This is a genomic window from Extensimonas soli (assembly GCF_029211265.1).
In the GTDB taxonomy this organism is placed as follows: Bacteria; Pseudomonadota; Gammaproteobacteria; order Burkholderiales; family Burkholderiaceae_C; genus Extensimonas; species Extensimonas soli.
In genome coordinates, this window is the sequence record NZ_JARGEL010000008.1 from 139,269 (window position 1) to 154,066 (window position 14,798).

Sequence of the window (14,798 nt, forward strand, 5' to 3'; positions counted from 1 at the left end):
TTACCCCACCCAGCGGCGCGCGTTGCGCCAGATCTGCATCCAGGGGCTGAAGTCGTTTTGGGGCAATGGCGTCCAGCTGAACTGCAGGTTGCGGAACACGCGCTCGGGATGCGGCATCAGGGCCGTGAAGCGCCCGTCGGGCGTGGTCACGGCGGTGAGGCCGCCGGGGCTGCCGTTGGGGTTGAAGGGGTAGGCTTCGGTCGGCTGGCCGAGGTGATCGACGTAGCGCATCGCGGCCAGCACCTGACTGGCGTTGCCGCGATGGCGGAAGTCGGCGTAGCCCTCACCGTGCGCGATGGCGATCGGCAGGCGCGCGCCGGCCATGCCGGCAAAAAACAGGCTCGGTGAGGCTAGCACTTCGACCTGCGCCAGGCGCGCCTCGAAGCGCTCGCTCTGGTTGGTGGTAAAGCGTGGCCAGGCCTCGGCGCCGGGGATGATGTCGGCGAGCTCGGCAAACATCTGGCAGCCGTTGCACACGCCCAGGCCAAAGGTGTCGCCGCGCGCGAAAAAGGCGCGGAACTGCGCGGCCAGCGCGGCGTTGAAGGTGATGCTGCGCGCCCAGCCTATGCCCGCGCCCAGCGTGTCGCCGTAGCTGAAGCCGCCGCAGGCCACCAGCCCCTGGAAGTCGGCCAGCTGCACGCGGCCGGCTTGCAGGTCGCTCATGTGCACGTCGCGGGCCTCGAAGCCTGCGGTGTCGAAGGCGTAGGCCATTTCGACGTGCGAGTTCACGCCCTGCTCGCGCAGGATCGCCACCCTGGGGCGCGCGCCGCCGATTGCTATCGTGTGCGTAGCTGCTAGCGCTTGCTGCGCCTCGGTTTCTGCCACTTTTTGCTGGAAACTTTCGGGCAGGTACACGTGCAGGCCGCCGTCGTGCGCGGCGCCCGCGGCGGCGTGCTCGGCGTCGGCGCAGGCAGGGTTGTCGCGCTCGCGGCAGATTTTCCAGCTCACGCCGTCCCAGACTTGCTGCAAGTCGGTGAGCGTGGCATTGAAGACCAGCTTGGTGTCGCGCCAGATTTGCAGCTCGCCCGCGCCGGTGGCAATCGGCGCGTGCGCGGGGCGCGTCTTGCCGATGAAGTGGCTGTGCCTGGAGAGGCCGTGCGCGCGCAGCGTCTGCATGACGGCGTCGCGCTCGGCCGTGCGCACCTGCAGCACCACGCCCAGCTCTTCGTTGAACAGCGCCTTGAGCGTGAGCTCTTCGCGCCGCGCGCTGACCTGGCTGGCCCAATTCTTCGCGTCGCCGTAATCGGCGCGGCTGTCGCTGATGCCGTCGCCTTCGGTGATGAGCATGTCGACGTTGAGCGCCACGCCCACCTTGCCCGCAAAGGCCATTTCGGCCACGCAGGCGAGCAGGCCGCCGTCGCTGCGGTCGTGGTAGGCGAGGAGTTGGCCCTCGGCGCGCAACTGGTTCACGGCGGCCACGAGGCGCACCAGGTCTTGCGGATCGTCGAGGTCAGGGACGACGTCACCGCTTTGGCCCAGCGTCTGCGCGAGGATGCTGCCGCCCATGCGGCACTGGCCGCGGCCCAGGTCGATCAGCACCAGCGTGGTGTCGGCCTCGTCGCGGTCGAGCTGCGGCGTGAGCGTGCCGCGCACGTCGGCGAGCGTGGCAAAGGCGCTCACGATCAGGCTCACGGGCGAGGTGACCTTGCGCAGCGCGCCGTCTTCGCCTTGCCACTGCGTGCGCATCGAGAGGCTGTCCTTGCCCACGGGGATCGAGATGTCCAGCGCCGGGCACAGCTCCAGCCCCACGGCGCGCACGGTGGCGTACAGGTCGGCGTCCTCGCCAGGCTCGCCGCACGCGGCCATCCAGTTCGCGCTGAGCTTGACGCGCGGCAGCGTGATGGGCGCGGCGAGCAGGTTGGTGATGGCTTCGGCCACGGCCATGCGGCCCGAGGCCGGCGCGTCGAGCGCGGCCAGCGGCGTGCGCTCGCCCATGGCCATGGCTTCGCCGGCAAAACCGCTGAAGTCCGCGAGCGTCACGGCGCAGTCCGCCACGGGCACCTGCCAGGGGCCGACCATCTGGTCGCGGTGCGTGAGGCCGCCCACGCTGCGGTCGCCGATGGTGACCAAAAAGCGCTTGCTCGCCACCGTGGGGTGGCTCAGCACGTCGATCACCGCCTGCTGCAGCGCCACGTCGGTCAGCTCGAGAGGGGGGCTACTGCGGCGCACGCGGCGCACGTCGCGCTGCATCTTGGGCGGCTTGCCGAGCAGCACGTCCATGGGCATGTGCACGGGCTCGTGCTGCGGGTCGTCTGGCGTGGCGCTGTCTTCGACGATGAGCTCGCGCGGCTCGGTGGCCACGCCGACCACGGCGAAGGGGCAGCGCTCGCGCGCGCACAGCTGCTCGAACGCGGCGAGCGACGCGGGCGCGATCGCGAGCACGTAGCGCTCCTGGCTCTCGTTGCACCAGATTTCCTTGGGCGCAAGGCCCGATTCTTCGAGCGGGATGGCGCGCAGGTCGAAGCGCGCACCACGTCCGGCGTCGTTGACGAGCTCGGGAAAGGCGTTCGAGAGCCCGCCCGCGCCCACGTCGTGGATCGCCAAAATGGGGTTGCCATCGCCGAGCGCTTGGCAGGCGCTGATGACCTCTTGCGCGCGGCGTTGAATCTCGGGGTTGCCGCGTTGCACCGAGTCGAAGTCGAGCTGCGCGGCGTTGGTGCCGCTCGCGAGCGACGAGGCCGCGCCACCACCCATGCCTATGCGCATGCCGGGCCCGCCCAGTTGCACGAGCAGCGTGCCCGCGGGGAAGGGGATCTTGTGCGTGAGCCGCGCGTCTATGCTGCCCAGGCCGCCCGCGATCATGATGGGCTTGTGGTAGCCGCGCTGCACCTCGCCCACGCGCTGTTCGTATTCGCGAAAGTAGCCAGCCAGATTCGGGCGGCCGAACTCGTTGTTGAAGGCCGCGCCGCCCAGCGGCCCCTCGGTCATGATTTGCAAGGGGCTGGCCATGTGTTCAGGCTTGCCGCCGGGCTGGTCGGCCAGGCCGCCCCAGAGCTTGCCCACGGAAAAGCCCGTGAGCCCGGCCTTGGGGCGCGCGCCGCGGCCCGTCGCGCCCTCGTCGCGGATTTCGCCGCCCGCGCCCGTGGCCGCACCCGGAAAAGGGCTGATCGCCGTGGGGTGGTTGTGCGTTTCCACCTTCATCAGCACGTGGCGCAGGGCGCTTTCCTTTTGATAGCTATTTGCGCTTGATGTGCCTTGACTAGAGGCCGATTTGGCTTCAAAAACTTCGACGGCGCCGCCTTCCATCACCGCGGCGTTGTCGCTGTAGGCCACGATGGTGTGCTGCGGTGCCTGGCGGTGCGTGTGGCGGATCATGGCAAACAGGCTGTGCTCCTGCGCCACGCTGTCGATGCTGAAGTCGGCGTTGAAAATCTTGTGCCGGCAATGCTCGCTGTTGGCCTGCGCGAACATCATCAGCTCCACGTCGGTGGGGTTGCGACCCAGGCGCGTGAAGGCATCGAGCAGATAGTCGATTTCATCCTCGGCCAGCGCCAAGCCCCAGTCGCGGTTGGCGGCTGCGAGTGCGGCGCGGCCGCGCCCCAGCACGTCGACATGCGCGAGCGGCTCGGGCTGCAGTGGGCTGAACAGCGCCTTCGCCTCGTCGCAACTGGCAAGCACGGATTCGGTCATGCGGTCGTGCAAGAGTGCAGCGATGCGCTCGCGCTGCGCGGGCGAGATTTCCGGTGCCTTGCCGAACAAGCCCGCATCGAACTGCAAGTGGTATTCGGTCACGCGCTCGATGCGGTGCGCGGGCAGGCCACAGTTGCGCGCAATGTCTGTCGCCTTGGACGCCCAGGGCGAGACCGTGCCCAGGCGCGGCGTGACCACGAGCACCAGCTCGGCGCCGCTGCCAGGGGCTGGGACATACGGCTCGCCATATTCGAGCAGTGCGGCCAGGCGCCCCTGCAGCGCGGGGGTGGGCGCCTCGTCCGTGGCCACGAGGTGCACGAAGCGTGCGCGGATGCCGCTGATTTTGGGGTGGATGGCAGCCAGCGCCGGCGCAAGCCGTTGGGCGCGAAAGGGACTGAGGGCATTGCCCCCGGCAAACTGGGTCAGGTGCAAGGTCACGGTGGCGGCCTGGTCGAAGGGATGGGAAGGTGTGGCGGTGCGGCGGCGTGCCCGCGTTTTCAACGGCAGGTCGGCCGGGCGGGAACGAAATACCAAGAGGGCAGGGCGGCGATTTTACCGAGCGCCTTGGCGTGCGCCTGCGTGCCAATTTCTGGCACTGCAAGCTGCGGCAGGCATGGCGCCCACCCAGCAAGGTCAAAAGCCCGATGGGATAATCATTCGCATGAGCATCACCATCAAATCCGCCGAGGACATCGAAGGCATGCGCGAAGCCTGCCGCCTCGCGGCCGAAGTGCTGGACTATATTGCCCCGCACATCCGCCCCGGCATCAGCACCAAAGAAATCGACCGCCTGGGCGCCGAGTGCATGGCGCGCCAGGGCACGGTGTCGGCCACCGTGGGCTACCAGCCGCCCGGCTATCCGCCGTATCCGGCCTCGCTGTGCACCTCGGTCAACCAGGTCGTCTGCCACGGCATCCCCAGCGACAAGCCGCTCAAGAAGGGCGACATCGTGAATGTGGACGTCACCGTGGTCACCAAGGCCGGCTGGTACGGCGACACGAGCCGCATGTATGTCGTGGGTGAGGGCTCGATCGCGGCGCGGCGCCTGTGCACCGTGACCTACGAGGCCATGTGGCTGGGCATCCTGCAGGTGCGCCCTGGCGCGCACCTGGGCGACATTGGCCACGCGATCCAGAAATACGCCGAGGGGCATGGCTACTCGGTCGTGCGCGAATTTTGCGGCCACGGCATAGGGCGCAAGTTCCACGAAGAGCCGCAGGTGCTGCACTACGGCCGCCCCGGCACGCTCGAAGAATTGCGCCCCGGCATGGTGTTCACCATAGAACCCATGATCAACGCCGGCCGGCGCGAGGTCAAAGAATTCGGCAGCGACGGCTGGACCATCGTCACCAAAGACCGCAGCCTGTCGGCGCAGTGGGAGCACACCGTGCTCGTGACGGAAACTGGCGTCGAGGTGCTGAGCCTCTCGGCCGGTGCGCCGCCCGCGCCCGCTTTCGTGCCGCCCGAGATTGCCCGCCCGCGTGGCGCAGGCCAGCCGACCGTCGGGGCTGCCGCAGCGGGCCCAGCCGCCCCTGCAGCCGCAGCGCCCACCGTGCCGGCCTAAACCGCACCGTCGCGTTGGCGGTGGCCGTGATCGTTACGCGCATGCTTTTTGCATAGGACGCCGGCATGTCATCGCTCCCCGCCAGCCCGCCCCCCACCGCAGCCTCGTCCGATACCGCGCTGGCGCACGATGCGCCGGCCCTGCAAACCCTGCGCGACGCCTACCGGCGCGACAAGGCTGCATTGCTGGCGCAGTTGCAGGAAGGGGGCGGAGCCTCCACGCGCAACATCCACGCCTTGCTGCGCAGGTTTGCCACGCTGGCCGATGGTCTGCTGCGCACGCTGTGGCGGCACGCCGGCCTGCCGCCCGACATGGCTTTGCTCGCCGTGGGCGGCTACGGGCGGGCGCAGCTGTTTCCGTACTCCGACATCGACGTGCTCCTGCTGCTGCCGGCGGGCTGCAGCCCCGAGTGCGAAGACGGCTTGCGCGCACGCATAGAGCGCTTCGTCGGCAGCTGCTGGGACGCGGGGCTGGAGATCGGCTCCAGCGTGCGCACCGTGGCGCAGTGCCTGGCCGAAGCGGCGCAGGACGTGACGGTGCAGACCTCCTTGCTCGAAGCGCGCTGGATTTGTGGCAGCCGCGCCTTGTGCGACGAGTTCGGGCAGCAGTTCCGCGCGCAGATCGATCCGCACGCCTTCTTCATCGCCAAGACGCTGGAGATGCGCCAGCGCTACACCAAGTACGAAAACACGCCCTACGCGCTCGAGCCCAACTGCAAAGAGTCGCCCGGCGGCCTGCGCGATCTGCAGGCCATCTTGTGGGTGGCGCGCGCTGCGGGCCTGGGCCGCAACTGGCGCGAGCTCGGCGCGAGCGGCATGGCCACGGCCATCGAGGTGCGGCACCTTGCGCGCAACGAGGCGCTGCTGTCGCTGATCCGTGCGCGCCTGCACGCGCTCGCCGGGCGGCGCGAAGACCGGCTCGTGTTCGACCTGCAAACCGCCGTGGCCGAATCCTTTGGCTACCGCTCGCAGGCGCCCGACGGCAGCCCGCTGCCCATGCGCGCAAGCGAGAGCCTGATGCGCCGCTACTACTGGGCCGCCAAGGCCGTGGCGCAGCTCGCCCAGGTGCTGCTGCGCAACATCGAGGAGCGCCTCAACCCCAGCACGCACGCACTGCGCCCGATCAACGAGCGCTTCTACGAAAAAGCCAACCTGATCGAAGTCGCAAGCGACGACCTGTATCAGCGCGCGCCGCACGCCATCCTCGAAACCTTTTTGCTCTACGAAACCACGGTGGGCATCAAGGGGCTGTCGGCGCGCACGCTGCGCGCGCTCTACAACGCGCGCGGCCTGATGGATGCGCAGTTCCGCCGCGACCCGGTGAACCGCGCCACCTTTTTGCGCATCCTGCAGCAGCCCGCGGGCATCACGCACGCCATGCGGCTCATGAACCAGACCTCGGTGCTCGGGCGCTACCTGTGGCCGTTTCGGCGCATCGTGGGGCAGATGCAGCACGACCTGTTCCACGTCTATACAGTCGATCAGCACATCCTCATGGTGCTGCGCAATGTGCGGCGCTTTTTCATTGCTGAACATGCGCACGAATACCCGTTTTGTTCGCAGCTCGCGGCGGGCTGGGACAAGCCCTGGCTGCTCTACGTCGCGGCGCTGTTCCACGACATCGGCAAGGGCCGCGGCGGCGACCATTCGCTCGTCGGCGCGATGGAGGCGCGGCGCTTTTGCCGCCAGCACGGCATCGCGCGCGAAGACGCTGAATTGATCGAGTTCCTCGTGCGCGAGCACCTCAGCATGAGCCGCGTCGCGCAAAAGGAAGACCTCTCCGACCCACAGGTGATCGCCGCGTTTGCGCAGCGCGTGGGCAACGAGCGCTACCTCACGGCGCTATACCTGCTCACCGTGGCCGACATCCGCGGCACCAGCCCCAAGGTCTGGAACGCCTGGAAAGGCAAGCTGCTCGAAGACCTGTACCGCGCCACGCTGCGCGTGCTCGGCGGGCGCGCGCCCGACCCCGCGGCCGAGGTCGAGGCACGCAAGCGTGAGGCGCTGGTGCTGCTGAACCTGCACGCGCAGCCCTTCGAGGCGCACAAGGCGCTGTGGGACACGCTGGACGTGCGCTACTTCATGCGCCACGAGGCCGCCGACATCGCCTGGCACACGCGCCACCTCTCGCGCCACGTCAATGCATCCTATCCCGTGGTGCGCGCGCGCGAGTCGCTCGCAGGCGAAGGCTTGCAGGTGCTGGTCTATACGCCCGACCAGCCTGACCTGTTTGCGCGCATCTGCGGCTATTTCGACCGCGCGGGCTTCAGCATCCTGGACGCACGCGTGCACACCACGCGCACGGGGCATGCGCTCGACACCTTCCAGGTCGTGGCATCGAACCAGCCGGGCCACTACCGCGAACTCATCCACATGGTCGAAAACGACCTCGTGCGTGCCATTCAAGACGCCGGCCCCTTGCCCGAGCCAGCGCGCAAGCGCGTCTCGCGCCGCGTCAAGAGCTTCCCCGTGGCACCGCGCGTCACGCTGCAGCCCGACGAAAAGGCGCAGCACTGGCTGCTCAGCATCTCGGCGAGCGACCGCGCGGGGCTGCTCTACCTCGTTGCGCGCGTTCTTGCACAGCACCAGCTGAGCGTGCAACTGGCCAAGGTCACCACTTTGGGCGAGCGCGTCGAAGACAGCTTTCTCATCGCCGGCGCGGAACTGCGCGACAACACGCGGCAGATCGCCATCGAAACCGAGTTGCTCGACGCCCTGTCGGAATGAGCGCGCTGCGCCGGGTCTGCGGCGCAGAACCCGGGCCGGACACCCGGAATGTGCTGGAGCAGCCACGGCGCGTACAAGCCAAGTACCAAGTACGGATGAAAGCCCATGTCCGGCTATAATCTGCGGTTTTCCCTTGCCACACCGCCTGCCGACGCAAAGCGCAAGCTTCACGCAGCGGGTGGCTTCATCCATAAGGAGTCTGCATGCGTCATTACGAAATCATCTTGCTGATCCACCCGGATCAAAGCGAACAGGTTCCAGCCATGCTGGAGCGCTACAAGGGCATGATCACCGCCGGCGGCGGCAAAGTGCACCGCGTGGAAGATTGGGGCCGCCGCCAGTTGGCCTACCTGATCAACAAGCTCGCCAAGGCGCACTACCTGTGCCTGAATATCGAAGCCGACCAGGCCGTGCTGGCCGAGCTCGAACACGCCTTCAAGTTCAACGACGCCGTGCTGCGCCACCTGACGGTGCAAAAGAAGAAAGCCGAAACCGGCCCTTCGTCCATGATGAAAACCGTAGAGCGCGAAGAAGCCCGCAAGGCCGGCCAGGCCGAGCACAGCGGCGCAGAGCGTTGATGGTGCCCTGAGCGCAACCGCGCAAAGTTCATCGTACAGATTCCTTCCTGGGAGTGGAAAAGCACCGCGAAGACCGCGTCGCCAGCAGCACGGACGAGCGCACGCTCAACCGCTTGGTGCTGCGCGCACGCATCGCCGAAGCCGAACCCATGCGCTACACGCCCGCCGGCATGCCGGCCATCACCGTGCAGCTCGAGCATGAGTCGCAGCAAAGCGAAGCCGGCCAGCCGCGCGAAGTCAAGCTGATGCTCAAGGCCGTCGCCTTTGGCGTACAGGCCGAGCGGCTCGCGCAGCTGGAGCTGGGCAGCCGCTGGCGCTTCGAAGGTTTTTTGGCCACGCCGCGCCAGCGCAAGCAGATCGTGCTTCACATCCAGGACATGCAACCCGATCCAGATTCATTTTGAGAGGTCCCCCATGGCCACGTTCAAGAAAACCAGCAACGACAAGCGCCCCAAGCGCAACACCCAATCGCTTCTGTTCAAGCGCAAGCGCTTTTGCCGCTTCACGGTCGCAGGCGTCGAAGAGATCGACTACAAGGACGTCGATACGCTGCGCGACTTCATCGCCGAAAACGGCAAGATCATCCCCGCGCGCCTGACCGGCACGCGCGCCATTTACCAGCGCCAGCTCAGCACCGCGATCAAGCGTGCACGCTTTCTGGCCCTGGTCCCCTACACCGACCAGCACAAGATCTAAGGGAGCCCCGTCCATGCAAGTCATCCTGCTCGACAAGGTCGTGAACCTTGGCAACCTCGGTGAAATCGTCAAGGTCAAGGACGGTTACGCCCGCAACTTCCTGATCCCCACGGGGCGTGCGCGCCGCGCCACGGCGGCCGCCAAGGCCGAGTTCGAAGCCAAGCGCGCCGAGCTCGAAAAGGCCGCCGCAGCCAAGCTCGCCCAGGCTCAGGCCGAAGCCGAAAAGCTCGCCGGCGTCACCGTCAAGCTCACGCAGAAAGCTGGCGTCGATGGGCGCCTGTTCGGCTCCGTGACCAACCACGACATCGCCGAAGAGCTCAACAAGCTCGGCTTCAAGCTCGTGAAGGCGCAAATCCGCATGCCCAACGGCCCCATCAAGACCGTGAGCGATTCGTCCGTGAGCGTGGCCTTGCACACCGACGTGGTGGTCGATGTCAACGTCTCGGTCTATGGCGAAACGGCCTGAGCCGCATCAGATTCCAACAGCAAATCAAAGGCCGCCCTCGGGCGGCCTTTGTGTTTTTTGACACCGCTGGTGTGCAGCTATTTACGGGGCAGCACACTACCATTGCCATTCAGTTGGCTGTCCTTTCGCAAGTAAACCCATGTCTGCTGTTTTCCCTCCTCTTGATGAAGCCGATGCCTTGCCGGCGCCTGACCCGCAAGCTGCGCAACTGCGTGTGCCGCCGCACTCGATCGAGGCCGAGTCGAGCGTGCTCGGCGGCCTGCTGCTCGACAACCATGCCTGGGATCGCGTGGGCGATTTGCTGCTCGACAGCGACTTTTACCGCTACGAGCACCGGCTGATCTACGCTGGCATCGCGCGCCTGGTCAACGCAAGCAAGCCCGCCGACGTCATCACCGTTTATGAACACCTGCAAGGCCTGGGCAAGGCCGAGGAAATTGGCGGCCTGAGCTACCTCAACAGCCTCGCGCAGTACGTGCCCAGCGCGAGCAACATCCGCCGCTACGCCGAGATCGTGCGCGAGCGCGCCATCCTGCGCAAGCTCATCACCGCGAGCGACGAAATCGCTACCAGCGCCTTCAACCCGCAGGGCCGTCCTGTGGACAAGGTGCTCGACGAGGCCGAGCAGAAAATCTTCCACATCGGTGAGGAAGGTGCGCGCATGAAGCGCGGCTTCCAGGCAATGGACACGCTGGTGGTCGACCTGCTCGACCGCGTGCAGGAGATGGCCGACAACCCCAACGACATCACCGGCGTGCCCACGGGGTTCATAGACCTCGACCGCATGACCTCGGGCCTGCAGGCTGGCGACATGGTGGTGCTGGCCGCGCGCCCCTCCATGGGCAAAACGGCTTTTGCCGTGAACATTGCCGAGCACGTCGCGCTCAACGAAGGCTTGCCCGTGGCGATCTTTTCGATGGAAATGGGCGCGGCGCAGCTCGCCGTGCGTATCGTGGGCTCGATCGGGCGCATAGACCAGGGGCATTTGCGCACCGGCAAGCTCAGCGACGAAGAATGGCCGCGCCTCACAGAAGCCATAGAGCGCCTGCGCAACGTCTCGCTGCACATCGACGAGACGCCTGGCCTCACGCCCAGCGAGCTGCGCGCCAATGCGCGGCGCCTCGCGCGCCAGTGCGGCAAGCTCGGTTTGATCGTGGTCGATTATTTGCAGCTCATGAGCGGCTCCGCGAGCTCCGAGGGCGAGAACCGCGCCACCGAACTCGGCGAAATCTCGCGCGGCCTCAAGATGCTGGCCAAAGAACTGCAATGCCCGGTGATCGCGCTCTCGCAGCTCAACCGCAGCGTCGAATCGCGCACCGACAAACGCCCCATGATGAGCGACCTGCGCGAATCGGGCGCGATCGAGCAAGATGCCGACATCATCATGTTCATCTACCGCGACGACTATTACAACAAAGATAGCAAAGAGCCCAACGTAGCCGAGATCATCATCGGCAAGCAGCGTAACGGACCGACGGGCACCGTGAAGCTGTTCTTCCAGAAGTCGCAAACGCGTTTCGAGAGCCTGGCGATGGGCTCGAGCGACGATTTCTGAGCACTCATCACTAGTGCAGTGTTTGATGCTTGATGCGACAAATAAAACCGATGGATTTTTGGTCTGGGCAAGGCGCAAACCGCAGCGATACCGGGTGGTATCGCGAGGATTTGCAACGCGGCCCGGGCCGAAAAGACGCGGTTTTATGTCGCAGATAGCGTCGAACACTACACTAGGGTCCACCCAGATTGGCTATGAAGTGCGGAATGCTGGCGAGGTGGCTGGTGCGGTTTGGTCACTGGTGAGGGGCGGTCTCAAATCAGAAGTGCAACACCACCATTTGAGGATCAGTGAATGTTATCCGCTTCGCGTAACCCGATAGCCTGCATCAGCTGCGAGAACGCCTGATACAGCGAATCCCCTCTTGCACAGCAGCACCAGGCGCGTGCAGCGCTCGACCAGCATGCCCACAGACGACCGGTTGCCCGCGCCCTTGATCAGGTCGCCCTCCCAGTGTCCAGGCATGACCCGATCTTGCACCTCGGGCGGGCGGACATGAATGCTCAGCATCTCGGGAATCTGCCCATGCCGGCCCCCTTGCCTGCCGAGCGTGGCCGGCGCGTGCTCTTGCCCTGGCGCAGCAAGGCGGAGCTGTTTCTCAGCTCGCCCTTGGGGTGTGCGTAGATGGCGTTGTAGATGCTCTCGTGTGAGATGCGGCGGGAGGGATCATGGGGGGGCGTGCGCCGCAGTGTGTGGGCAATTTGCTGTGGTGAGCAGCACCAGGTCAGAAGGCTGCTGACCAGGAACCAGAGGGCTCCACCGGCATGCAGTTTGGGCAAGGGGCGGGCGGCGATGCGCCGCTGCTGGCAGCGCTGCTGTGCGCTGCAGTAGGCGTATCCTTGTGGCTCCGCGTTGCGCCGCAGTTCACGGCTGATGGTGCTGGGGCTGCGCCCGAGCAGCTGGGCAATGTAGCGTTGGCTGTGGCCTTGCTGGGTCAGTGAGGTGAGGATGATGCGTTCTTACGGCTGTAATTGCGTGTATCTGGGGCTCATCTGTGTAATTTACCTGATGGGGTGGTGTTGCACTTCAGATTTGAGCCCGCCGTTCAAAAACGCCTGACAACAGCCACCATGCCATGGCATACCAGATAGCATACCGAAAAAGCCAGAAAATAAAAAAGCCTAAATGAATCAATCACTTAGGCTTATGTAATGGCGGAGAGGGCGGGATTCCTTGTAAGTCATTGATTTACAAGGAAAAATTCTCCGAAGTAACGCTGATGTGCCACCAAAAAGTAACGCCAGACCGCCAGCGCAGTGTACGTGAAAGGCGCCTGCGACAACAGGCCTGCCGCGAAGGCGCCCGTCATTGCGAAGCCACCTTGCACTGACGACATGACCGCCTCAGTACGCAGTTTTTGAATGGCCTTGAATCTCGGGCTCGCCGATGAGACACGGCCATGCTCTCGTTCAACCTTCTTCTTGGAGCAAGAGGCTGCGCAGGGCTGTGGTGCAAATACCGGATAAGCCACTATTTGCTTTTAACCGGTTATTCCGGTAATATGCTTTTACTTCTAATAGCGGTAAGCCATGTCCAACAGAATCCAGCCCATTGCCACCGCCCCTCAACTGGGGGCCCTATTGCAAGGCACACGCAAGAGCCGTAAGCTCACGCAGGCGCAACTCGGGGCACGAATGGGTCTGAGCCAAAAGCGTGTGTCTGAGCTGGAGCTCGCGCCAGGCTCATTGAGTGTGGACCAACTCCTGGACATCTGTAACCAACTGGGACTGCAGCTGAGTATTCAGCCACGTGACGAAGACCAGCAGGCTACCGATTCCCAGCAGGCGGACTGGTAAGTCATGGGGCGCCGTGGAAGCTCCCAACCGCTGGCCATTTGGGCTAATGGCGAACTGGTGGGCCGCTGGACTCCAGCAACTCGTCGACCGATGGAGTTACGTTACGAAGATAGCTGGCTGGCGTCTCGCTCCGCCCGGCCGTTGTCACTGTCGTTACCCCTGCCACTTGTAGGCAACGAACCGATTCGTGGCGACCGAGTCGAGCACTTCTTTGACAACCTGCTGCCAGACCGCGGTGTAATCCGCAAGCGCCTGGCACAACGCTATGCCGCTGGCTCAGAGGACACCTTCGACCTCCTGGCCGCCATTGGCAGGGACTGTGTAGGTGCCGTTCAATTGCTGCCACTTGACGAACAGCCAACGGGTTTCAACCGCATAGACGGAGAAGTCCTTGATGAGGAGGCCGTGGCTACCCTTCTGCGCAACACCGTCACGACAGGCCAGTTTGGTCATCAAGGTAAGGAGCAGGACTTTCGCATTTCAATTGCTGGCGCGCAGGAGAAGACTGCTTTGCTGCGTCATGGGGGTAAATGGTTGAAGCCGCTCGGTGCCACACCCACCACGCACATCCTCAAGCTGCCCCTGGGCTTGGTCGGCAACATGCAAGCGGATATGCGCACATCGGTCTACAACGAGTGGCTGTGCCTGAAGCTCATGGGCGCGTTGGGGTTCGAGGTAGCCAACGCGGACATCGTCACTTTTGCTGACCACCCACCGGTACTGGCAGTGGAGCGATTCGACCGCAGGATGCATCCATCGGGCACATGGTTGCTCCGTCTACCCCAAGAAGACTTCTGTCAGGCGCTGGGCGTGACCCCCGCCAAAAAGTACGAAGCCGACGGTGGTCCAGGAATTGAGCAGCTTGCCCAGGTGCTCAATGGCTCCCAAAACGCCCGCGCCGACTTGAAATCATTGCTGTCAAGTCAAGTGGCCTTTTGGCTGCTGGCCGCCACCGACGGTCATGCCAAGAATTTCAGCATCCGCCTTTTCGCGGGTGGCAGTTATGCGCTCACGCCGATGTACGACGTGCTCTCCGCGTGGCCCATCATAGGCAATGGGAAGAACCAACTGGCGTGGAGAAATGCCAAACTGGCCATGGCATTGAGCGGTAAGAACCGCCACTACGATTTGGCGACCATCATGCGACGTCACTTCAACGCAACGGCTGCCAAGTGTGGCTGGGGCGAGAACGCAGAGGACATCATCAGCGAACTGCTTGCCCGGGTTGAGCCGGCCATCGAGGCGGTCACCCGGCAGTTACCTCCGGGTTTTCCGCAAGATGTGGCTGTGGCTATCTTTGAGGGCGTGCGTAAGCAGGTCAAGCGCCTCGGCGCGTGTCAAGGTAATTGACGCCTCATTCATGCAGCCACCGGCTGTCTATCGGAGTCGCCTGAATGCGTCTGGACGATCGAGTCGCGTTCGGGGTTGAGGGTGACTGGGCCGATGGGCGACCAATTGCGTGTCTTGCCTGACCAGCGCGCCGGATGGGCCTGGCGAGCCCGTGCATACAGTTCATGTCGCGCCGCCAGGATCGCACGATCCTCGCCCGCATGGCGCTGCGCGGGGCTCACGTACCGGATGCCGCTGTGTCGATGCTCGTGGTTGTACCACTGCACGAAGCCAGCCGCCCAGGCGCGCGCGGCATCCAGGTCGGCAAAGCCCTTGGCGGGGAACTGCGGGCGGTACTTGGCCGTGCGGAACAAGGACTCGGCATAGGCGTTGTCGTCGCTCACGCGCGGACGCGAGTACGAGGGCTTGACTCCCAGCCAATCGAGCATCGCCAGCAC

11 protein-coding genes and 2 pseudogenes are annotated in these 14,798 nt (G+C 65.0%); 9 read left to right on the forward strand and 4 right to left on the reverse strand.

Features of this window, described 5'->3' with window-relative positions; genetic code table 11:
* A complete protein-coding gene (gene purL, locus PYV55_RS02245) occupies window positions 1–4,068 on the reverse strand; it encodes a phosphoribosylformylglycinamidine synthase (RefSeq protein WP_275848912.1) in 4,068 nt (1,355 codons plus the stop codon).
* Window positions 4,069–4,291: 223 nt separating this feature from the next.
* Between purL and map the strand changes: the two are divergent.
* The 7 genes and pseudogenes from map to dnaB form a co-directional block, all read left to right on the forward strand.
* Window positions 4,292–5,089 (forward strand): annotated as a pseudogene (gene map, locus PYV55_RS02250) (type I methionyl aminopeptidase); the annotation flags it as partial.
* 170 nt (window positions 5,090–5,259) lie between these two features.
* On the forward strand, window positions 5,260–7,920 hold the full coding sequence (locus tag PYV55_RS02255) for a [protein-PII] uridylyltransferase (RefSeq protein WP_275848873.1): 2,661 nt from the start codon (window positions 5,260–5,262) through the stop codon (window positions 7,918–7,920).
* A gap of 203 nt (window positions 7,921–8,123) precedes the next feature.
* The gene (gene rpsF / locus PYV55_RS02260; protein ID WP_114481777.1) at window positions 8,124–8,498 is read left to right on the forward strand and encodes a 30S ribosomal protein S6; all 375 of its coding nucleotides are present in this window, start codon (window positions 8,124–8,126) and stop codon (window positions 8,496–8,498) included.
* 53 nt (window positions 8,499–8,551) lie between these two features.
* The gene (gene priB / locus PYV55_RS02265; protein ID WP_275848878.1) at window positions 8,552–8,902 is read left to right on the forward strand and encodes a primosomal replication protein N; all 351 of its coding nucleotides are present in this window, start codon (window positions 8,552–8,554) and stop codon (window positions 8,900–8,902) included.
* Between the two features lie 10 nt (window positions 8,903–8,912).
* The gene (gene rpsR / locus PYV55_RS02270) at window positions 8,913–9,194 is read left to right on the forward strand and encodes a 30S ribosomal protein S18 (protein WP_144732225.1); all 282 of its coding nucleotides are present in this window, start codon (window positions 8,913–8,915) and stop codon (window positions 9,192–9,194) included.
* Window positions 9,195–9,207: 13 nt separating this feature from the next.
* Window positions 9,208–9,660 carry a 50S ribosomal protein L9 gene (rplI, locus tag PYV55_RS02275; protein ID WP_144732228.1) on the forward strand — a complete coding sequence of 151 codons (453 nt, stop codon included), beginning with the start codon at window positions 9,208–9,210 and terminating at the stop codon, window positions 9,658–9,660.
* Window positions 9,661–9,799: 139 nt separating this feature from the next.
* The gene (gene dnaB, locus PYV55_RS02280; RefSeq protein ID WP_275848883.1) at window positions 9,800–11,215 is read left to right on the forward strand and encodes a replicative DNA helicase; all 1,416 of its coding nucleotides are present in this window, start codon (window positions 9,800–9,802) and stop codon (window positions 11,213–11,215) included.
* Window positions 11,216–11,578: 363 nt separating this feature from the next.
* Here the strand turns inward: dnaB and PYV55_RS02285 are convergent.
* Both PYV55_RS02285 and PYV55_RS02290 read right to left on the reverse strand, forming a co-directional pair.
* Window positions 11,579–12,168, reverse strand: a pseudogene (locus PYV55_RS02285) (IS30 family transposase); the annotation flags it as partial.
* A gap of 227 nt (window positions 12,169–12,395) precedes the next feature.
* Complete coding sequence (locus tag PYV55_RS02290) at window positions 12,396–12,524, reverse strand: hypothetical protein (protein WP_275848885.1); 129 nt, start codon at window positions 12,522–12,524, stop codon at window positions 12,396–12,398.
* Window positions 12,525–12,744: 220 nt separating this feature from the next.
* On the opposite strand from PYV55_RS02290, the gene PYV55_RS02295 reads away from it, so the two are divergent.
* Window positions 12,745–13,011, forward strand: coding sequence for a helix-turn-helix domain-containing protein (locus tag PYV55_RS02295; RefSeq protein ID WP_275848887.1), 267 nt, complete (start codon window positions 12,745–12,747; stop codon window positions 13,009–13,011).
* Between the two features lie 3 nt (window positions 13,012–13,014).
* Window positions 13,015–14,361 carry a type II toxin-antitoxin system HipA family toxin gene (locus PYV55_RS02300; RefSeq protein WP_275848889.1) on the forward strand — a complete coding sequence of 449 codons (1,347 nt, stop codon included), beginning with the start codon at window positions 13,015–13,017 and terminating at the stop codon, window positions 14,359–14,361.
* Between the two features lie 8 nt (window positions 14,362–14,369).
* Here PYV55_RS02300 and PYV55_RS02305 read toward each other — a convergent pair.
* The coding region (locus PYV55_RS02305; protein ID WP_275848891.1) for an integrase core domain-containing protein at window positions 14,370–14,798 on the reverse strand (429 nt) is incomplete at its 5' end.